This is a genomic window from Pseudomonas sp. GD04158, assembly GCF_029834875.1.
GTDB lineage: Bacteria > Pseudomonadota > Gammaproteobacteria > Pseudomonadales > Pseudomonadaceae > Aquipseudomonas > Aquipseudomonas hydrolytica.
Map to the genome: position 1 here is coordinate 1 of NZ_JAODYT010000075.1, position 19,000 is coordinate 19,000.

Consider the following 19,000-nt stretch of genomic DNA (forward strand, 5'->3'; position numbering starts at 1 on the left):
TGCCGTGGCCGGGCATGCGCGGTACCACGGCGAGCAGGCCCTGCTCGCTCAGGTGGCTGGCGATATGGCGCAGGCTATAGGGCGAATCGGTCAGGCCGTGCAGCAACACCACCACGCCGCGTGGCGCACCGACTGGCGGTAGGATGAAGGAGCGATTCCAGTCCCGCGGCAGCTTGCCGGGGTAGACGGGGCTGTCACTGGAATAGCGGCTGAATGGTGCCACGCCGGCCGCCGTCACCGGCTCGATCAGCTCGCGTTGCAGGCGCTGGTGTATCGCGGCCTCGGCTGCCAGATAGGCCTGCCAGTCAGCCTGGTCCAGTTCATCCGCCTCCAGTTCCTGCGGCACCAGGCGGTGCCAGGGCTGCAAATCGGGCAATGAAGACAGCCCGGCAATGCGAACGCCCAGCAGGGCCACCGCGATCAGCAACAGCAGTACAAGCGTCCAGGCCATCACGTTGCGCATGCGCGGTAAACGCATGAGGCGCCTCCTTGGTTGCGGTTGTTTCTGACCCTAGCGCAAAGCGGCTCAGGCCTCCACCAGGCTCCACTGCTTGGCGAGGCGCTTGTCCGATACCGCCATCTTCGTCCCCAGTTGCTGGGCGAACAGTGACACGCGGTATTCCTCCAGCATCCAGCGGTACAGAGTCAGCTGCGGGTCGCGTTTGCCTTCCTGGGCATGCTTGGCCGTGCGCGCCTGGTACTGCTCCCAATAGCCGGTCAGCTCGCCGGCCCAGACGCGGTCGCGCTGCACCTGCGCGCCGACCTTGTCCAGGCGCTGCTCGATGGCCTTGAGGTAACGCGGGATTTCCTTGAGCCACTCGCCCGGCGTCTCGCGCACGAAGCCGGCATACACCAGATTGGCCAGTTGCTGCTTGATGTCGTTAAGCGCCATGGCCTGGGCCAGATCGATCTTGCCCTTGAAGCGCTTCTGCAGGCCATGGTTGAGCTTGAGGATTTCCAGCACCTGGCGGGCGACGCGCTCGGCATGCGCCGTCCAGTCACCGCGCTTGCGCTCGGCCAGTTGCGCCAGGGCCGCGCCATCACGCGGCAGCGTCGCTTCGCCTTCGAGGATGCAGGCATCCAGGCTGGCCAGCAGAATGTCCTCGACCAGCGCCTCGATGCGGCCGATATCGCGATAGAGCAGGCCCAGCTCGGTCAGCCCCGGCAGCTTGCCGCGCAGGAACTTCGCTTGATCAGCCAGTTGCTGCAGCAGCAGGCGTTGCAGGGCGCGACGGTGCTGGAAGTCGGCCTCGGCCTGGGTCGGGAAGCGCCCTTCCTTGACCACGCCCGCTTCTTCCACCAGCGCCGGGTAGACGGTCATGGAAAGCCCGGCAATCTTCTGCTGCGCCTTCTCGGCCACTTCGGCAAAGGCCTTGGCCTCCACCGCTTTCGGCTTGTCACTCTGCTGCGGGATGGCCAAGGCAGCCTGGCTGGCCTCGGCGAAACGCGCGGTCAGCTCGGCCAGGTCGCGACCTTCGCCGAGGAACTTGCCACGCGCGTCCACCACCTCGATATTCATCTTCAGGTGGTTTTCGATGCTTTCAGCCGCTTCCGCCCAGGCCTCGTCGGACACCCGCGCGCCGGTCATGCGCAGCAGCTCGGCACCAAGGGCCTGCGGCAGCGAGCCCTGGCCGAACACCAGCTTGTCCAGCGCGGCGCCAACGAAGTCCGGCACCGGCACGAAGTTCTTGCGCAGCGCCTTGGGCAGGCCGCGCACCAGCGCCACGCACTTGGCCTCCAGCAGACCCGGCACCAACCACTCCAGGCGCTCGGGCTGCAGTTGCGGCAACAGCGGCGCCGGCACACGCAGGGTCACGCCGTCACGCGGGTGGTTGGGCTCGAAGTGATAGGACAGCGGCAGTTGCAGCTCGCCGATGCGCAAGGTGTCCGGGTACTGCGCGGCGGTGACCTCCTTGGCATCGCGGGCCAGGGCATCCTCCTCGCGCATGATCAACAGCTGCGGATCGGCCGCGCTGCCCTTCTTGTACCAGCTCTCGAAACTCGCGGCCTGGTAGATATCCTGCGGGATGCGCGCCTCGTAGTAGCCGAACAGGGTTTCCTCGTCGGCGAGAATATCGCGGCGGCGCGACTTGGCCTCCAGCTCGTCGAGGCGTTCGAGCAACTGGCGGTTGGCGGTCAGGCAGCGCACGCGGCTGTTGATCTCGCCTCGCACCAGCCCCTCGCGAATGAACATCTCGCGCGCCACCGGCGGGTCGATGGGGCCGTAATGCACCGGGCGGCGGCCGACGATGATCATGCCGTACAGGGTGACCTGCTCGTACGCCACCACCTGGCCGCGCTTCTTCTCCCAATGCGGTTCCAGATGGTTCTTCTTCACCAGATGCGCCGCCAGCGGCTCGATCCAGTCCGGCTCGATCTTGGCCACCATACGGGCGAACAGCTTGGTGGTTTCCACCAGCTCGGCGGCCATCACCCAGTTGGGCTTCTTGCGCCCGATCACGCTCGATGGATGAATCCAGAAACGCCGCTGGCGCGCGCCGAGGTAGTCGCCCTCCTCGGTCTTCTGGCCGATCTGGCTGAGCAGGCCGGCAAGAATCGCCTTGTGCACGGCGGCATAGTTCTTCGCCCGCACCGCCGCCTCGCTGGCCTCGGCCTGCTGGCGGGCGATGGCGTTGACGCGGGTGTCCTTGGTCGGAGCAACCGCCGCCTCGTAGGAGCCGGCTTGCCGGCGATCCTTCTGCGCACCTTGATCGCCCCCACCCGAGCCGCGCCCGCCCTGCAATTGCAGCTCACGGGCGATCAGCACCAGTTGCCGGTGCGCGTCGCGCCATTCGCGCAGGCGCATGTAGTTGAGGAAGTTCTTCTTGCACCAGGTACGCAGCGGGTTGCTGCCCAGCTCCTGGCGTTTCTCCTCGAAGCCGCGCCACAGGTTGATCAGCGCGGCGAAGTCCGAGTCCACATCCTTCCACTGCGCATGCGCCTGGTCGGCGGCCTGCTGGCGATCCATCGGTCGCTCGCGCGGGTCCTGCACCGACAGCGCGGCAGCGACGATCAGGATCTCCTCCAGGCTGCCCTGCTTGGCGCCTTCCAGCACCATGCGCCCCAGGCGTGGGTCGATAGGCAGGCGCGCCAGTTGCCGGCCGATGGGCGTAAGCTGGCTTTCGCGGTTGACCGCCGACAGCTCCTGCAACAGGTTGAAGCCGTCGCTGATGGCCTTGCCGTCTGGCGGCTCGATAAAGGGGAAGTCCTCGATGCTGCCCAGGCGCAGGTGCAGCATCTGCAGGATCACCGCCGCGAGATTGGTACGCAGAATCTCCGGGTCGGTGAACTCAGGGCGACCGAGAAAATCCTCCTCGCTGTACAAACGAATGCAGATGCCCGGCTCGACCCGCCCGCATCGGCCCTTGCGCTGGTTGGCGCTGGCCTGCGACACCGGCTCGATGGGCAGCCGCTGCACCTTGGCGCGGTAGCTGTAGCGGCTGATGCGCGCGGTGCCGCTGTCGATCACGTAGCGGATGCCCGGCACGGTCAGCGAGGTTTCGGCGACGTTGGTGGCCAGCACGATCTTGCGCCCCGGCATGGGCGCGAAAATCTTCTGCTGCTCGGCCGGCGTCAACCGCGCATACAGCGGCAGCACCTCGGTGTGGCGCAGGTTGGCCTTGCGCAGCACCTCGGCCGCCTCACGAATCTCGCGCTCACCGGGCAGGAACACCAGCACATCGCCGGGGCGCTTGCCCACGCTGCGCTCGTGCTCGGTGATCTCGTCCAGCGCAGCGAGAATGCCCTGGTCGATGGACAGGTCATCGAGCAGGCGCTCGCCCTCCTCGTCCACCTCGGCCGCCAGCGGGCGGTACCAGGTTTCCACCGGGTAGGTGCGGCCGGACACCTCGATGATCGGCGCGTCATTGAAGTGCTTGGAGAAACGCTCCAGATCGATGGTCGCCGACGTGATGATCAGCTTCAGATCCGGGCGACGCGGCAGCAGGGTCTTCAGGTAGCCGAGCAGGAAGTCGATATTGAGGCTGCGTTCGTGCGCCTCGTCGACGATGATGGTGTCGTACTTTTCCAGAAAGCGGTCGTGCTGGGTTTCGGCGAGCAGGATGCCATCGGTCATCAGCTTGATCAGTGTACCGTCCTTGCTCTGATCCTCGAAACGCACCTGATAGCCGACCAGCTCGCCCAACGGTGTGCCGATCTCTTCCGCTACCCGAGTCGCCACACTGCGCGCCGCCAAGCGGCGCGGCTGGGTATGGCCGATCAGCCCATGCACACCCCGGCCAATCTCCAGGCAGATCTTCGGCAACTGCGTGGTCTTGCCCGACCCCGTCTCACCGGCAATCACCACCACCTGGCTCTTTTCCAGCGCGGCCTTGATCTCGTCGCGCTTGGCGGCAATCGGCAGCGCATCGTCGTAGCGCATCGCCGGGATGCTGCTGCGCCGCGCCGCCACCTTGTCGCTGGACGCCTGAAAACGCTCCAGCCACTGCGCCAGCTTCGCCTCGTCGGGCTGCTTCTGCAGCTCATGCAACTGCCGGCGCAAGCGATGGCGCTCGGCGATCATGACGTGGTCGAGTTTCTTCTGCAGCGTGGCGAGGTCAGTCATCTGGATCGGGGCAATCAGGGCAAAGGCGGGATTGTCGCAGATTACGCTCTGTGGCGGGCAGGCTATCCCGTAGCGGAAGAGCGCGGAATTAAGGCGTAAGGGAGCGGCTGCTTTCGGCCAAGGCGGGCGGTCTGGCCACTAAATAAATCTGCCTCTTGCCTCGTGGTGAGATGGGGGCGGAGGACCTGTTGCCGTAGGAGCTGAAGTCTGCTCGGATACGGCGGCTTCAAAAAGTGGCGTAAGTCCTGACGCTAGCCAGCTTCAGAATCACAAAGCCCTGCGACGCGGGGGCTTCTAGTTTACGACGCTCATAACTATAGCATCACGCCCAAAGTATTTGATGTGCGATTACTTTATGGTCGAGGTGAACAACATCAAACAGGACTATTCCAGCTCGGCAAATTATCTATAATAAGAACATCACCACCCAAGTCTTCATAGACATCTCGCTGGCTATCTACAATCATTTTATACCAAGTATCGGAGCGTGGTCCTAATGCGGCGCGATCCAGCTGGACATTATTACTGTAGAAGTACTCCTTCTCTTCAAGTCTAAACTCGCCATCTGCTGAGAAAAAAAGAACTAAACATTGATCGGGGAAGGCCAGAGCCATTGCGAACACGCACTTAACAACTGAAAAATCTAAAAACTTAGAAAACCCAGCACCTTCAGATCTTAATACGACTCCTCCGCCCACCAACATTGCAGACTCTTTTATACGTTCTCTGTTCTGATGAAGCCAGCGATGGGTGATTTTTATATTAGGGTCAGTACTGCTAGCCTTTAAAATCGCACACAGTCTCGTAAGAGCCTCTTCCTCCCAAGTAAAAATCTTTTCTATTGACATGCAATTCAGAGAGACCATGGGTAAGAAATCATTGCCATGCTCAACTGCTAATTCAACCTTATCCCCAGAGGTGCTCATGTGATTCAAGAAGCAAACCGCCGAATGAAATTCCTGAATAGAGTACATTTCGTCATGGCTCAATTTCAGGGGTTACTTTGATATTCTTCTTAGCAGGATCAATTAATACATCAAAATAACGCCCACGAAGACGAAATGGCAGATACTGACCCGCACTGGGTATCGGGGAGATGTATAACTGCATATTAAAAAATAGCGGCTCCATACCCTGACCAGCCAGCATTATACGCACCGCCCGCTGATCACCAACGATCAGTTCAATCGTCCCTTGAGTAGAATCTATAGTAGGCAGTAGGTCACGTATACCGAATCTTTTTTCCCATGCTTGGAAAGAAGCCACGCTTATTGGTTCACGGTACCCAAGGGTGCCAAGAATAAACTGCTCCTGCTGCTCTTTTGTTTCAAGTTGTATGCGAATTTCTGCTGCGCCATCTTCAAAACCAACCTCCGACAAATAGCCTTGCTTCTGCTTAGAGAAAGCAGAGAAATCCCCATCAACCAGCTCTAAAATCTTCGCCATGAAACCATGAGCATTTACTGGTGAAATTAGGTCACACTTCCCAAAAGAAACGGAAATTTTCTTTCTATTGAGTTTCGCATCAGCATCTTGAATTGTGACCTCTCGTACCCGCCTGAGGATTTTCTCTACCCAGCGATTGTCCAAGCACACCAAGTAGGCGGAATGCGGTTCATTCTCTAAGGCCGAGTCAAATTGGAGAAGTAAATAGAATGTTGGCAAAGGATCAGTAGCCAGCGCCAACAGGTTGGACAGCTCAACCTGAACTGAAGTGGATCGACTCTTCGTGGATTTTACCTGAACCTTAAATGCGCCATTTCCTTTGTGGAGATCATATGCGCTACCGGTAGTTCGAGATACCGCCATTTCTACGTAATAGTCCCACCCATATCTATCGCGCTGAGCCTTGTGTGCATTTAGACCTACAGAACTACACCATTTCTGGAACACATCTTCGCCGACATCTCCGATATCTACATGCATATCACACCCTTAAAATATTAGATACTGAAATGCGAAACTTAGATTAACCGAAGGAAATAATTTTTTGCTCGGCCATGAAATTATCCAGTAGCGGTGAAGACAGAATAGAGACTGAAAGCAAGCAGCAGAAATTAGAGCGATGCCGCTCGATCAGCACGCTGTTGCAACGTAAAGTCGAGGGGGAACGGCCAGATTTTCACACTTAGGCAGAAAAGAGAAAAGGGACAGATTGGTTTACAGGACGGATCTTCCGCTCTTGGCCGAGAGCGGCCCGTCGTGGCTGGCTGCAATCGGCCAAAAGCAGTCGTTTCATGATCGTTACCACGCCGGAGCGCGGGAGCCATCGTATTTTTTGCGGGCGCCGTTCACAGAGCTGAGCGGCCACGAACCAGTTTGCAAGGCTTTCATATAGCCAGAAACCCGAGCATCGCAACGCTCTTCAGGCTAAAGCCTGAGCGATGGACGCTGAACAGCAGATCAGCCACTCCACACCCACCGCATCAAAAGCCACAACGGCCACGCCGCAAAGTGGACCACTCATTAAGCCCTTAATTGGATCAATACCCTGATCCTCTTAGTTGTCTTAATTGAGCAGACCTTACTGATCCCCCATCCACAAAGGGTACTGCTCTATGACTCGTCTTGATTGGTTTGAGGCTTCACCCGGTGCAGCCAAAGCACTGGGTGGTCTGCACCATTTCGTCACCACCGGAACGAACCTGCCACCTCAGCTCATACATCTCGTGTTCTTGCGGGCATCGCAAATCAATGGATGCGCGCACTGCATCGATATCCATTCACGAGATCTGATCAAGGGAGGTATGTCAGTAGAAAAGCTCGTTCTGGTGCCCGTCTGGCATGAGGCCGCGCATCTGTTCTCCGACCAGGAACGTTCCGCCCTGGCCTGGACGGAAGAAGTGACCCTGGTTGGTGAAAGGCATGTTTCCGATGAAGCTTATGCCGCGACATCGTCCGCGTTCACTCCGAAAGACCTGGTCGACCTTACGGCGGCGATCGCAGCCATGAACGCGTTCAACCGCATGGGTGTCAGCTTTCGCTTGAGCCCTGCTGCGAAGGCGTAAACCGGAAGGGGAGATTTAATCCCCCCTTCTCAGGTGTCTCTTCTTAAACCGCTACCACCGCTGCACCTCGGGAGCGCCAGGCAAACCCCAGCACCATCAGCAGCCCCAATCCTGCCATCGCCGCGCCGGCCAGGGAGATTGCCGGGTAGCCCAGCCCGGCGTTGATCACCGCACCACCCAGCGCCGCGCCAATCGCGTTCCCCAGGTTGAAGGCGCCGATATTCACTGCCGAGGCCAGGTTGGGCGCGGCCTTGGCTGCTTCCATCACGCGCATCTGCAGCGGCGGCACGATGGCGAAGCTGGCGATGCCCCAGATCAGGATGGCCACGGCGGCTGGCAGTGGCCAGCGCATCAGCACGGTGAAGGCCAGCAAGACCAGGATCAGCGCACTCAGCGAGACGATCAGGGTGCGATCGACGGAGCGATCCGCCGCCTTGCCGCCCCACACATTGCCCAGCGTCAGGCCGATGCCGTACAGCACCAGCATGGCGGTGATAAAGGCGGTGGACGCCTGGGTCTCGCTGCTGAGGATCGGTGCGATGTAGGTGAACACGGTGAACATCGCGCTGGAACCGATCACGGTCAGGGCTAGGGCCGCCAGCACCGGGCCACGGCCCAGCACGCGGATTTCCGCCAGCACGCCGTCGCTCTTCGGCAGCGGTACGTTGGGCAAGGCGAGCCACAGCGCGAGCATGGCCAATACGCCCAGGCCGGTAATGCCCGCAAAAGCCGTACGCCAGCCGAACACCTCGCCGAACCAGGTCGCCAGCGGCACGCCGCCGATGGTCGCCAATGTCAGGCCCATGAACATGGCCGCCACCGCCCCGGCGCGCTTGTCCGGCGCGACCACGCTGGCGGCGACGATGGAGCCGACGCCGAAGAAGGCGCCGTGGTTCAGCGAGGTCACCACCCGGGCGATCATCAGGCTGTAGTAATCGGTGGCCAGGGCCGACATCAGGTTGCCCCAGGTGAAGATGCCCATCAGCCCGATCAGCAGGTAGCGCCGGGGAATCCTGCCGGTGGTCAGGGTCATCAGCGGCGCGCCGAGCAGCACGCCCAGCGCGTAGGCGCTGACCAGCAGGCCGGCAGCGGGAATGGAAACACCGAGATCGCTGGCGATGCCCGGCAACATGCCCATGGGGGCGAACTCGGTAACGCCGATGCCGAAGGCACCGATGGCGAGTGCAACGAGTGGTGGATTGATACGCATGCAAAGGCTCCTCATCAATGCCGCGAATGCTAGGAGCCGAACCTTGGCGGCGGTAGATGGCCTTTCTGCCAAACACCTTTGCTTACGGAGCAAAAATGGACGTAGGCGGCCGATCAGGTGACATGGCGGTGTTCGCCACCGTGGCGGAGCAAAGCAGCCTGTCGGCCGCCACCCGTGCGCAGGGGCTGACACCTTCGGCGGTCAGCCGGACCATCGCCCGCATCGGCGAATTCAGCGTGGCCGAGGATCTGCAACGCGGCGACCTGGTACCGGTGCTGCAAGCCTTCAACCCCGGTGATCGGGAGCCAGTTCATGCGGTGTTCGTGGGCGGTTTAGTCGTTGTGCTGGCGAGACAGGATGAGTCGGGCCACCGGCCACTTGTGGCCAATTCGTCATCCGAGCCCATGTACGGTCAGTAATACCGTGGCTATCAGAAAATAGAGAAGATCAATCCGACAGAAACAGCAGCGAAGTCATCCAGCCGAAACATCGCAGCAAGCACGACGACAACGCTTATCAGAGATGGATGCAGGAGTGGCTGAAGCCGCAGTGATTTAAAACCAGGGCGCCTCTTGGACGCCCCTGGGATCGTGTCAGTGCCCTTTGCTGCATGCATCTGAAAGGGCTCTATATTTCAGGACCTGAACTTTTCCAGCCGAATCCACGTATGTCATGACCTGATCCACTGGCTTGCAGCTGTGGGTTTTGGGCGTCGAGATGGATAGAACCTTTGCAATATCAAGCTTTGCGCCGTACTTGTAAGTTGTCGGCGCACTTTCCGCGAGCACGTTAAACGATAACAGTACGCCAAGGCTGAGGACAACATATTGGCTAATCTTCTTGCTGATCATATTTCAAACTCCAACTAAGGATAAAAATTCTCGGATGCCTCCAAGAGAAAGCAAGCAATCACTACTCCTGGAACAAACGAGCTTGAGGTAAGTGCGGCTGGTGCGAGTGCAGATGGGCGACATGCTCGCGCATGGAGTTTGTCGATCTCCGTCGCGCTCAATATCCACACTGCAAACTGAAGTTGACCTGACAGTCGTCTAATGCAGATAACTGTCAGTTCAGGTGCGGTCGTTACAATTGGCTAAGCGTTTCTGCACGCCTTGCTGGCCAATTACTGAGCCTCTAGGAAACTTGCGGAATCAAGTCGAAGGCACTGCCTTGACCACCGCCGGCAGCAAAAGCGGCCTCCTCGATGTGGTAGACGGTCGGCTCTTCGGAAAAAAATTCCTCCAGGCCCAGCATGAACACCCGGTGGTCTTCACTCGCCTCGAAGCCCGGCGTGTGATCCTCAAGTGAAGCCCAGCGCACGATCAGGTTGAAAACATGGGGCGTTTCGATCCCTTGCGCGAGCAAGTGGCCGCCGTAACCCTTTGCGCGTATCAGCAAAGGAGCAACTTCGGCGAATGCGCGCTTGAACTGTTCAATATGTTGGGTGTGAACCGGCAACAGTGCGATTTCATAAATCATGGGGTATTCCTCGAGAGTGAGTGTGACAATTAAAAGTGTGAACTTACGAAATCAGCGAGGGCTCGACGGCAATCGCGATTTTCCCGCGAAGACCGTTGTTAGGGGTCTCCAGCAAGGCGTGCGCACTTGAAATGTCGGCGAGCGAATAGATCGCCCCAACATGGGGCCGCAGTTGACCGCGCTCGACCAATGCCTTCAGTTCATCGAGCTTGCCGCGGTTCTGGCGGGTGAAGACGAAGTGATAACTGGCGTTCTTGCTCCAGGCCTGAATGAGGTTCTGCGGCTTGGCGATGTCCACGATCGAAACCACCCGGCCGAGCTGGGCGAGCGCGTCGGGGCTACGAGTCAGGGTGTCGCCGCCGATGGTGTCGAAGATCACATCCACGCCCTGGCCATCCGTTTCCCGCAGGACGGCGTCCACGTAATCCTCTTGTTCGTAGTCGATGACCACGTCGGCGCCCAGGCCCCGGGCGAACTCGAAGTTCGCTTCACGCACGGTGGTGAACACCCGCGCGCCAATGGCCTTTGCCACCTGGATCGCGACATGGCCCACGCCACCCGCGCCGCCGTGGATCAGAATGCTTTCCCCGACCCTAAGCGCCGCACGCCCGACCAGTGCTTCCCATACCGTCCCGCCTACCAGCGTCAGGCTGGCTGCCTCGAGATGGCTCAGCGATGCCGGCTTCTTGCCGATGATGCTTTCGGACGCCACGTGGTACTCGGCATAACTGCCGTCGCCTTCGAAGATCTGCGTGGTGTACCAGACCTCGTCGCCCGGCACGAAGCTCGTCACGCCTGGGCCGACGGCTTCGACGACGCCGGATACGTCATGCCCGGTGATGGCGGGGAGAGGCACGTAGTCGACGTAGTCGCCCCGGCGTACCTGGTAATCCAGCGGGTTGATGGAGGTTGCGTGCACTCGCACCAGAACCTGCCCTGCTTGCGGCACGGGCTTGGGTACTTCGCTCAGTTCAAATGCGTTCGGGCCGCCGAATGAGTTGAGAATTTGCGCTTTCATGGTAGTTCCTCGTTTCTGGAAAAAGGGATATAGGGATTTTTCGATATACTGGGTCAAAAAAATTAACGGGTCTTTTCTACGATCTCTCCATCGCGAATGATTCGGTAAAAAGGGATATCGGGAATTACCGATATTTTAAGTTAAAAAATTACAGCTCTTTGCCTATGAGCTCGACCAGAGCACGGATGTTCGCTTCGTTGCGCTTGTAGTAGGTCCACTGACCGATACGACGCACTTCGACCAGACCTACTCGCTGCAGCGTTGCCAGGTAATCGGAAACCGTCGACTGCGACAGACCGACGCCTTCCTGAATGCTGCTGACGCAGACGCCCACCGTATGAACGTCCCCTTCATCCTGCGGAGGAAAGTTCTTCACCGGGTCCTTCAGCCCCTTGAGGATTTCAAGGCGGGTAGGATTCGAGAGGGCTTTGAATACGTTGATCAGTTCCATGGGCCGATAATATCGAGATTTACCGATATGTCAATGCAGGAATCTACCGTTCGTCAGGAATGAAAAAGGCGGATCCATCCTCCACCTCCAGGTCGAGCGGGCTCACGCCCTCCCCCTCACTCATCTCGCTGAACCAAGCCCGCCAGCAGCTTGCCGGTCAATTCATGCAACGTCTGCTGTTCGTCGACGGTCAATCCTGAGAGCACGCGCTGCAGGTTGGCGACGTGGGCGGCAAGCATGCCATCGATGAGATCGAAACCGGCAGGCGTCAGTGCCACCAGCACGCCACGACGGTCGCTGGGGTGTTTGCGCCGCTCGATCAGCCCGGCCTTTTCCAGTCGGTCTATACGGCTGGTCATGCCGCCCGAGGAAATCATCGCGCTCTCGTAAAGGGTGGTGGGCATCAAGGCATAGGGCTCGCCCGAGCGGCGCAGGGTGGCGAGCAGGTCGAACTCGCCGGCCTGCAGGCCATGCGCAGCGAAGAACGGCAGCAGATGGTCTCGACTGATCACCTGGCTGAGTTCGCCCAGGCGCCCGATCACGGCCATGGAGAAGCCATCCAGGTCGGGACGCTGTTGCTGCCACTGATTGGCAGCCAGTTGTGCACGGTCTTGCATGTCGCCCTCGATTTATCTTGTTATCAAGATACTTTTCAAAAAGAATGTTCCCATCGTAACGTATTCATAGCGAGGAGGCATCCGCATGTCAGGCTCCAACTCACGGCCGCTTCTGGCTCTGTCGCTCCTGTTCGCCATTGGCGCGCTCATGGGGCTGACCAGCAATCTGGTGAAGCTGGCGGGCAATGCCGGCTGGTCGCCGCTGGCCTATCTGCTCTGGAGTCTGCTCGGCGGCGGCCTGCTGCTGTTGCTGTTCGCCTGGCTGCGCGGCGAACGCCCCGGCCTGGGACCGCGCCTGCAGCGCTACTATCTGGCTTCGGGCCTGCTCAGCATTGCCATACCCAACGGCCTGCTGTTCAGTTCCATCGGCCATGTCGGTGCCGGCTTCGCCTCGATGTGCCTCGCCTTTCCCCCGCTGATCACCTATCTGCTGGCCCTGGCGCTACGCATGGAAGGGCTCAGCCGCATCCGCCTTCTGGGCATCTGCATCGGCCTGGCTGGCAGTCTGCTGCTGGCGCTGGGCAAGCTGCATGCAGGTGACAGCCCGTCGCTGTGGGTTCTGGCCGCGCTGTGCGTGCCGGTGTTTCTGGCGCTGGGCAACATCTATCGTTCGCGCTATTGGCCACGAGGCGCCAGCCCGCTGTCGCTAGCGCCGGGCATGCTGCTTGGCGGCGCTCTGCTGCTGGTACCCATGGCCCTGTTCGGCATCGACCTGGCACCGCGCCTGGACAGCACGTCAGCGCTCGTTCTGCTGGTCCTGCAGATGCTGCTGTTCGCCATGATCTACGCGCTGTTCTTCGTGCTGCAGAAGCTGGCCGGCGCAGTGTTTCTCAGCCAGATCGGCTCGGTGGCCGCCATTGTCGGCGCTGCCATCGCCATCGGTCTGCTGGGCGAGCGCGGCAGCCTGACCATGCTGCTGGCTGCCTTGTGCATCGTCAGCGGCGTGCTGCTGGTGGCCTGGCGTGGGGCGAAGGAAGCCAGAGGCTGAACACCGTGCGCACCGATTCGCCCCCCTATAAGAGCGTGGTGCGCGCGGCGCACCCTACGGGAAGGTGACGCAACAAAAAAAACGCCACCCGAAGGTGGCGTTCTTGTCAGCGCAGGCGAATCACTTCTTGCCCAGCTTCTTCAGCTCTTCGTCGCGCAGTTCGCGACGCAGGATCTTGCCGACATTGGTGGTCGGCAGTACGTCGCGGAACTCGACGGCCTTGGGCACCTTGTAGCCGGTGAGGTTGGCGCGCATGTGCTCCATCACCTGCTCCTTGGTCACACTCTCGCCCGGCTTGACCACCACGAACACCTTGATCGCCTCGCCGGATTTCTCGTCCGGCACGCCGATGGCGGCGCATTGCAGCACGCCCGGCAGGGTCGCCAGCACGTCTTCCAGCTCGTTCGGGTAGACGTTGAAGCCGGACACCAGAATCATGTCCTTCTTGCGGTCGACGATGCGCAGGTAGCCGTCTTCCTGAATCAGGCCGATGTCGCCGGTCTTCAGCCAGCCGTCAGCGTCGAGGATCTCGTCGGTGGCTTCCTGACGCTGCCAGTAGCCCTTCATCACCTGCGGGCCCTTCACGCACAGCTCGCCGATCTCGCCAATGGCCAGTTCCTGACCGTCGTCGTTGATGATCTTGCACAGGGTCGAGGGCACTGGAATGCCGATGGTGCCGAGCTGGATGGCGCTGAACGGGTTGACCGTGGCCACCGGGCTGGTTTCGGTCATGCCGAAGCCTTCGCAGATGGCGCAGCCGGTGACTTCCTTCCAGCGTTCGGCGGTAGCCAGTTGCAGGGCCATGCCACCGGAAACGGTGAGCTTGAGGGCGGAGAAATCCAGCTTGCGGAACTCTTCGTTGTTGCACAGGGCCACGAACAGGGTGTTGAGGCCGACGAAACCGGTGAAGCGGTACTTGGCCAGGTCCTTGACCACGGCCGGCAGGTCGCGCGGGTTGGTCAGCAGGATGTTGTGGCCACCGATCAGCATCATCGCCATGCAATGGAAGGTGAAGGCGTAGATGTGATACAGCGGCAGCGGTGCGATCAGCACTTCGCAGCCTTCGTCAAGGTTGGCGCCCATTAGCTCCTTGACCTGCAGCATGTTGGCCACCAGGTTGCGATGGGTGAGCATGGCGCCCTTGGCCACGCCGGTGGTGCCGCCGGTGTACTGCAGCACGGCGATATCGGCGTTGCTCGGATTGGCTTCGTTGAAGCTCTGCCCGCGGCCCTTGGCCAGCGCATCGTTGAGCTTGACCGCCTGCGGCAGGTGATAGGACGGCACCATCTTCTTCACGTGCTTGATCACGGCATTGACCAGCAGACGCTTGAAGGTCGGCAGCATGTCGCCCACTTCCGTGACGATCACGTGCTTGACGCCGGTCTTGGGCACGACCTGCTCGGCCAGGTGCGCCATGTTGGCCAGGCAGATCAACGCCTTGGCCCCGGAGTCGTTGAACTGGTGCTCCATTTCCCGCGCGGTGTACAGCGGGTTGGTGTTGACCACCACCAGGCCGGCACGCATGGCACCGAATACCACGATGGGATACTGCAGGACGTTGGGCAGCTGCACGGCGATGCGGTCGCCGGGCTTGAGATCGGTGTGCTTCTGCAGGTAGGCGGCGAAGTCACCGGAAAGCTTGTAGATCTCGCCGTAGGTGAGCGTCTTGCCCAGGTTGCTGAAAGCAGGCTTGTCGGCGAAGCGTTGGCAGGACTCCTTCAGTACCGCGAGGATGTTCGGGTACTGGTCGGGATTGATTTCGGCAGCAACCCCAACGGGATACTTGTCCTTCCAGAAGTTTTCGGTCATGGAAGCCCACTCCTAAGCAACAGCTGATCTTCACCGCGCGCAGGCGGTTGTTTGTTGTGTGTTTAGCTCGCTTTTCCATTGGCCTTCAGGCCTGAAAGCGCGCCGAGAGTAGCAGCTTTGCCAAAGGCCGACCAGCACCAAACATGGCCTGCGCAGTCAGCAAAGTGACCAGAATAAAAGTATCAGTCACAAAGCGTCATCTGTCACGAAATGTGGCAGAAAGCCTCTAGCTCGCCCATCTCGGCGCGCCAAGCCTAGCCTGGATCTGCTGGAGGTGAAGTGCTGCGGTCGATGAAACGCCTGCGGGCTCGTCCGCCCGGTTACGAAATCACCACAATTGAACTGCCGTAGCGGCAGCAGAAGACGGGAAAGCCCCTCCGCCAGAACAGCGGAGGGGCTCGGACATCAGGCGATGTCGCGCAGCTCGCGGCGCAGGATCTTGCCGACCGGGGTCATCGGCAAGGCGTCCTTCAGGACGATGTGCTTGGGAACCTTGTAGCCGGTGAAGTTCTCCTTGCAGTAGGCCTTGAGCTCTTCAATGGTCACGCCGCCGTCACGCGGCACCACGAACAGCTTGACTACCTCGCCGGATTTCTCGTCCGGCACGCCGATGGCCGCGCAGCTGGCGACTTTCGGGTGGGCCATGACCACGTCCTCGATCTCGTTCGGGTACACGTTGAAGCCGGAGACGATGATCATGTCCTTCTTGCGATCGACGATGCGCACGAAGCCGTCGGGGTCGATCACCGCGATGTCGCCGGTCTTGAACCAGCCCTCGGCGTCGAGCACCTCAGCGGTGGCCTCCGGACGCTGCCAGTAGCCCTTCATCACCTGCGGCCCCTTGATGCACAGCTCGCCCCGCTCGCCGAGCGGCAGCTCGTTGCCATCGTCGTCGATCACCTTGAACGCCGTGCTCGGCACCGGAATACCCACGGTGCCCAGGCGCGCTCTGTTGCCGTAGGGGTTGGTGCTGGCCACCGGCGAGGTTTCGGTCAGGCCGTAGCCTTCCACCACGGTGCAACCGGTCATCTGCTGCCAGCGCTCGGCGGTGGCCTTGACCAGGGCGGTGCCGCCGGAGTTGGTCACCTTGAGATTGGAGAAATCGAGATTCTTGAACTCCGGATGATCCATCAGCGCGACGAACAGGGTGTTCAAACCCAGCAGCGCGGAGAACTTCCACTTGCCCAGCTCCTTGACGAAGCCCGGAATGTCGCGCGGATTGGTGATCAACACGTTGTGGTTGCCGTTGACCATCATGCACATGCAGTTCGCGGTGAAGGCATAGATGTGGTACAGCGGCAGCGGCGCGATCATGATCTCCTGGCCCTGCTTCATCAGCGGCTTGCCGTCGTCACCGAGCTGCGCCAGGCAGGCGTCGACCTGCAGCATGTTGGCCACCAGGTTGCCGTGAGTCAGCATGGCGCCCTTGGCCACGCCGGTGGTGCCGCCGGTGTACTGCAGCACGGCGATATCGTCGTGACTGGCCTTGACCGGCGTCAGCGCCTGGCCATGGCCCTGCTTGAGCACCAGCTTGAAGGCGATGGCCTGGGGCAGATGGTAGTCGGGCACCATCTTCTTGACCTTCTTCACCACGGTGTTGACCAACCAGCCCTTGAGGCTGGGCAGCATGTCGCCCATCTTGGCTTCGATCAGGTACTCGATCTCGGTATCCGGCAGTACCTCCTGCACCAGCTTGCCGAACATGTTCAGGTACACCAGTGCACGCACACCGGCGTCCTTGAACTGGTGACGCATCTCGCGGGCGGTGTACAGCGGGTTGGTGTTGACCACGATCAGCCCGGCGCGCATGGCGCCGAACACGGCGATGGGATACTGCAGCACGTTGGGCATCTGTACCGCGATACGGTCGCCCGGCTTGAGGTCGGTGTGCTTCTGCAGATAGGCCGCGAAGGCCGCCGAGAGGCGATCCAGCTCGGCGTAGCTCAGGGTTACACCCAGGTTGCTGAACGCCGGGCGGTCGGCGAAACGCTTGCACGAACGCTCGAACACCTCGATCACCGACTTGTAGCTGGACAGGTCGATCTCGTTGGGCACACCGGGCGCGCGTTTGTCGTTCCAGAAATCAGGTTGCATTGTTCTTGTCCTCTTCCCCTGAAGTGATCTGGCCCGCAGGAGGCACGTCCTGAAAACCTTGGCGAGGCAGTCAGCGCCAGCCAGCACGCCAGGCCCATGAGTGCTCGATGAGGGCATCGGACTCGTGCACGAGACTGCTTGCAACGCCGCGCTGACGACGCAGGTGATTTTTTCAGGATGCCCAGCGGGACTGCCCCGGAAAGTAGCAGTTCAGAGCCCTGTCGCCTATAGCTCGAAGGCGTCATTGATGGGCTGAATCTCGATATAAATGCGGCGATTCGTTTCCGATCTTTACGAAAACGCGCGACCTCGTGGCGCTTTGCCAGATGCCGGCCAAGGTGCACAATGCGGCAACTCCCGGCACAAGGATTCGCCATGCGCCACGACGCCTTCATTCTCAGCGCCAGCGATGGCACTCCACTGCACGTCAACCACTGGCACAGCGACGCGCCGCCACGCGCGACGGTCATGCTGGCCCATGGCATGGCCGAACACAGCCTGCGCTATGCACGCCTGGCCGAAGCGCTGGTCGCGGCGGGCTTCGCCCTCTACGCGCTGGACCAGCGCGGCCATGGCCGTAGCGCCGAACACGGCACCCTTGGCCACTACGCCGATGAAGACGGCTGGAACAAGGTGGTGGGCGACCTTTCCACACTCAACCATCACATCCGTCAGCAACACACGCACACGCCGATCTTTCTCTTCGGCCACAGCATGGGCAGCTACATCGGCATGGCCTACCTGATGGGCCATAGCTGCAGCCTGCAGGGCGCCGTGCTCTCCGGCTCCAATTACCAACCGGTAGCGCTGTACAAGGCCGCGCGACTGATCGCCGGCTTCGAACGCTGGCGCCTGGGCCCCAAGGGGCGCAGCAAGGTCATCGACTTTCTGTCCTTCGGCTCGTTCAACAAGGCCTTCAAGCCCAACCGCACCGCCTTCGACTGGCTCAGCCGCGATGCCGCGGAAGTGGACAAGTACGTGACCGACCCGCTGTGCGGTTTCGTCTGCACCACGCAGCTGTGGTGCGACCTGCTCGACGGCCTGCAGCACATCACGCCACCCGGCAACCTGGCGCAGATCGATGCCGACCTGCCGCTGCTGGTGATTGGCGGCTCGCGCGACCCGGTCAGCGACGGCAAGCGCCTGGCCGATCTGGCTGGCGCCCTGCGCGAGGCCGGTGTGCGTGACGTGCAATTGAAGATCTACCCCGAGGCCCGCCATGAGCTGCTCAACGAGAGCAATCGCGACGAGGTCACCGCCCAGCTGATCGACTGGCTGCAGCAGACGCTCGGCCACGGTCGCAAGCCAACCAAGGAGTGTCCATGACTCAGGTCACCAACATCCCCTACGACGCCCTCAGCATCGGCCAGCAGGCCAGTTTCGAGAAGCATGTGCAGGAGCGCGACGTGCAACTGTTCGCCGCCGTCTCGGGCGACAACAACCCGGTGCACCTGGACGCCGACTTCGCCGCCGAGACGATGTTCAAGGAGCGCATCGCCCACGGCATGTTCACCGGCGCGCTGATCAGCGCGGCCATCGCCTGCCGCCTGCCGGGCCCCGGCACCATCTACCTCGGCCAGCAGCTCAAGTTCACTCGCCCGGTGAAACTCGGCGATACCCTGACCGTGCAGCTGGAAGTACTGGAAAAACTGCCGAAGAATCGCGTGCGCATCGCCACCCGCGTGTTCAACCAGGACAACAAGCAGGTGGTCGACGGCGAAGCCGAAGTCCTCGCCCCGGCGAGCGAACAGACCGTGACCAT

General features: G+C 60.7%; 15 protein-coding genes and 3 pseudogenes. 6 read left to right on the forward strand and 12 right to left on the reverse strand.

The genetic code is table 11. From position 1 onward, the window contains the following. The 4 genes and pseudogenes from N7333_RS20365 to N7333_RS20380 form a co-directional block, all read right to left on the reverse strand. Positions 1 to 478, reverse strand: a pseudogene (locus N7333_RS20365) (alpha/beta hydrolase); the annotation flags it as partial. Between the two features lie 48 nt (positions 479 to 526). Next, positions 527 to 4,564: an ATP-dependent RNA helicase HrpA gene (gene hrpA, locus N7333_RS20370; RefSeq protein ID WP_129481499.1), complete on the reverse strand. Its 4,038-nt coding sequence runs from the start codon at positions 4,562 to 4,564 to the stop codon at positions 527 to 529. 374 nt (positions 4,565 to 4,938) lie between these two features. Continuing rightward, positions 4,939 to 5,538, reverse strand: a complete 600-nt coding sequence (locus N7333_RS20375; protein WP_129481500.1) for a hypothetical protein — start codon at positions 5,536 to 5,538, stop codon at positions 4,939 to 4,941. Between the two features lie 4 nt (positions 5,539 to 5,542). Further along, entirely contained in the window at positions 5,543 to 6,490 is a 948-nt protein-coding gene (locus N7333_RS20380) for a DUF4365 domain-containing protein (protein WP_129481501.1), read from the reverse strand. A gap of 632 nt (positions 6,491 to 7,122) precedes the next feature. Here N7333_RS20380 and N7333_RS20385 point away from each other — a divergent pair. Continuing rightward, positions 7,123 to 7,572 (forward strand): carboxymuconolactone decarboxylase family protein, encoded by a 450-nt coding sequence (locus tag N7333_RS20385; protein WP_129481502.1) that lies wholly within the window; start codon positions 7,123 to 7,125, stop codon positions 7,570 to 7,572. A 43-nt stretch (positions 7,573 to 7,615) separates the two neighbouring features. Here the strand turns inward: N7333_RS20385 and N7333_RS20390 are convergent, their stop codons facing one another. Further along, complete coding sequence (locus N7333_RS20390) at positions 7,616 to 8,782, reverse strand: MFS transporter (protein WP_129481503.1); 1,167 nt, start codon at positions 8,780 to 8,782, stop codon at positions 7,616 to 7,618. Positions 8,783 to 8,904: 122 nt separating this feature from the next. On the opposite strand from N7333_RS20390, the pseudogene N7333_RS20395 reads away from it, so the two are divergent. Further along, positions 8,905 to 8,994: pseudogene (locus tag N7333_RS20395) on the forward strand (LysR family transcriptional regulator); the annotation flags it as partial. Beyond that, positions 8,995 to 9,201: pseudogene (locus N7333_RS20400) on the forward strand (hypothetical protein); the annotation flags it as partial. It lies immediately after the preceding pseudogene. A 174-nt stretch (positions 9,202 to 9,375) separates the two neighbouring features. On the opposite strand, the gene N7333_RS20405 reads toward N7333_RS20400, so the two are convergent. From N7333_RS20405 to N7333_RS20425, 5 genes are all read right to left on the reverse strand, one after another. Next, entirely contained in the window at positions 9,376 to 9,633 is a 258-nt protein-coding gene (locus N7333_RS20405; protein ID WP_129481504.1) for a DUF2790 domain-containing protein, read from the reverse strand. Between the two features lie 283 nt (positions 9,634 to 9,916). Then, the gene (locus N7333_RS20410; protein WP_129481505.1) at positions 9,917 to 10,261 is read right to left on the reverse strand and encodes an antibiotic biosynthesis monooxygenase; all 345 of its coding nucleotides are present in this window, start codon (positions 10,259 to 10,261) and stop codon (positions 9,917 to 9,919) included. A gap of 43 nt (positions 10,262 to 10,304) precedes the next feature. Continuing rightward, on the reverse strand, positions 10,305 to 11,279 hold the full coding sequence (locus tag N7333_RS20415) for a zinc-dependent alcohol dehydrogenase family protein (RefSeq protein ID WP_129481506.1): 975 nt from the start codon (positions 11,277 to 11,279) through the stop codon (positions 10,305 to 10,307). A gap of 148 nt (positions 11,280 to 11,427) precedes the next feature. After that, positions 11,428 to 11,730: a metalloregulator ArsR/SmtB family transcription factor gene (locus tag N7333_RS20420; RefSeq protein WP_003245404.1), complete on the reverse strand. Its 303-nt coding sequence runs from the start codon at positions 11,728 to 11,730 to the stop codon at positions 11,428 to 11,430. 116 nt (positions 11,731 to 11,846) lie between these two features. After that, the gene (locus tag N7333_RS20425) at positions 11,847 to 12,347 is read right to left on the reverse strand and encodes a MarR family transcriptional regulator (protein WP_096826053.1); all 501 of its coding nucleotides are present in this window, start codon (positions 12,345 to 12,347) and stop codon (positions 11,847 to 11,849) included. An 85-nt stretch (positions 12,348 to 12,432) separates the two neighbouring features. On the opposite strand from N7333_RS20425, the gene N7333_RS20430 reads away from it, so the two are divergent. Further along, positions 12,433 to 13,335, forward strand: a complete 903-nt coding sequence (locus N7333_RS20430; RefSeq protein ID WP_129481507.1) for a DMT family transporter — start codon at positions 12,433 to 12,435, stop codon at positions 13,333 to 13,335. A gap of 120 nt (positions 13,336 to 13,455) precedes the next feature. On the opposite strand, the gene fadD1 is transcribed toward N7333_RS20430, so the two are convergent. Further along, positions 13,456 to 15,144 (reverse strand): long-chain-fatty-acid--CoA ligase FadD1, encoded by a 1,689-nt coding sequence (gene fadD1 / locus N7333_RS20435; RefSeq protein ID WP_012018056.1) that lies wholly within the window; start codon positions 15,142 to 15,144, stop codon positions 13,456 to 13,458. A 405-nt stretch (positions 15,145 to 15,549) separates the two neighbouring features. Then, on the reverse strand, positions 15,550 to 17,238 hold the full coding sequence (fadD2, locus tag N7333_RS20440) for a long-chain-fatty-acid--CoA ligase FadD2 (RefSeq protein ID WP_129481508.1): 1,689 nt from the start codon (positions 17,236 to 17,238) through the stop codon (positions 15,550 to 15,552). 375 nt (positions 17,239 to 17,613) lie between these two features. On the opposite strand from fadD2, the gene N7333_RS20445 reads away from it, so the two are divergent. Both N7333_RS20445 and N7333_RS20450 read left to right on the forward strand, forming a co-directional pair. Then, a complete protein-coding gene (locus N7333_RS20445) occupies positions 17,614 to 18,564 on the forward strand; it encodes a lysophospholipase (RefSeq protein ID WP_279859318.1) in 951 nt (316 codons plus the stop codon). After that, positions 18,561 to 19,000 (forward strand): MaoC family dehydratase (locus N7333_RS20450; protein ID WP_279859319.1); only part of this gene is annotated, 440 nt, incomplete at its 3' end. The genes N7333_RS20445 and N7333_RS20450, both read left to right, overlap by 4 nt.

Coding starts and splice junctions, on each gene's coding strand:
- hrpA (WP_129481499.1), bottom strand. CDS start 4,564: ATGACTGACCTCGCCACGCTGCAGAAGAAACTCGACCACGTCATGATC.
- N7333_RS20375 (WP_129481500.1), bottom strand. CDS start 5,538: ATGTACTCTATTCAGGAATTTCATTCGGCGGTTTGCTTCTTGAATCAC.
- N7333_RS20380 (WP_129481501.1), bottom strand. CDS start 6,490: ATGCATGTAGATATCGGAGATGTCGGCGAAGATGTGTTCCAGAAATGG.
- N7333_RS20385 (WP_129481502.1), top strand. CDS start 7,123: ATGACTCGTCTTGATTGGTTTGAGGCTTCACCCGGTGCAGCCAAAGCA.
- N7333_RS20390 (WP_129481503.1), bottom strand. CDS start 8,782: ATGCGTATCAATCCACCACTCGTTGCACTCGCCATCGGTGCCTTCGGC.
- N7333_RS20405 (WP_129481504.1), bottom strand. CDS start 9,633: ATGATCAGCAAGAAGATTAGCCAATATGTTGTCCTCAGCCTTGGCGTA.
- N7333_RS20410 (WP_129481505.1), bottom strand. CDS start 10,261: ATGATTTATGAAATCGCACTGTTGCCGGTTCACACCCAACATATTGAA.
- N7333_RS20415 (WP_129481506.1), bottom strand. CDS start 11,279: ATGAAAGCGCAAATTCTCAACTCATTCGGCGGCCCGAACGCATTTGAA.
- N7333_RS20420 (WP_003245404.1), bottom strand. CDS start 11,730: ATGGAACTGATCAACGTATTCAAAGCCCTCTCGAATCCTACCCGCCTT.
- N7333_RS20425 (WP_096826053.1), bottom strand. CDS start 12,347: ATGCAAGACCGTGCACAACTGGCTGCCAATCAGTGGCAGCAACAGCGT.
- N7333_RS20430 (WP_129481507.1), top strand. CDS start 12,433: ATGTCAGGCTCCAACTCACGGCCGCTTCTGGCTCTGTCGCTCCTGTTC.
- fadD1 (WP_012018056.1), bottom strand. CDS start 15,144: ATGACCGAAAACTTCTGGAAGGACAAGTATCCCGTTGGGGTTGCTGCC.
- fadD2 (WP_129481508.1), bottom strand. CDS start 17,238: ATGCAACCTGATTTCTGGAACGACAAACGCGCGCCCGGTGTGCCCAAC.
- N7333_RS20445 (WP_279859318.1), top strand. CDS start 17,614: ATGCGCCACGACGCCTTCATTCTCAGCGCCAGCGATGGCACTCCACTG.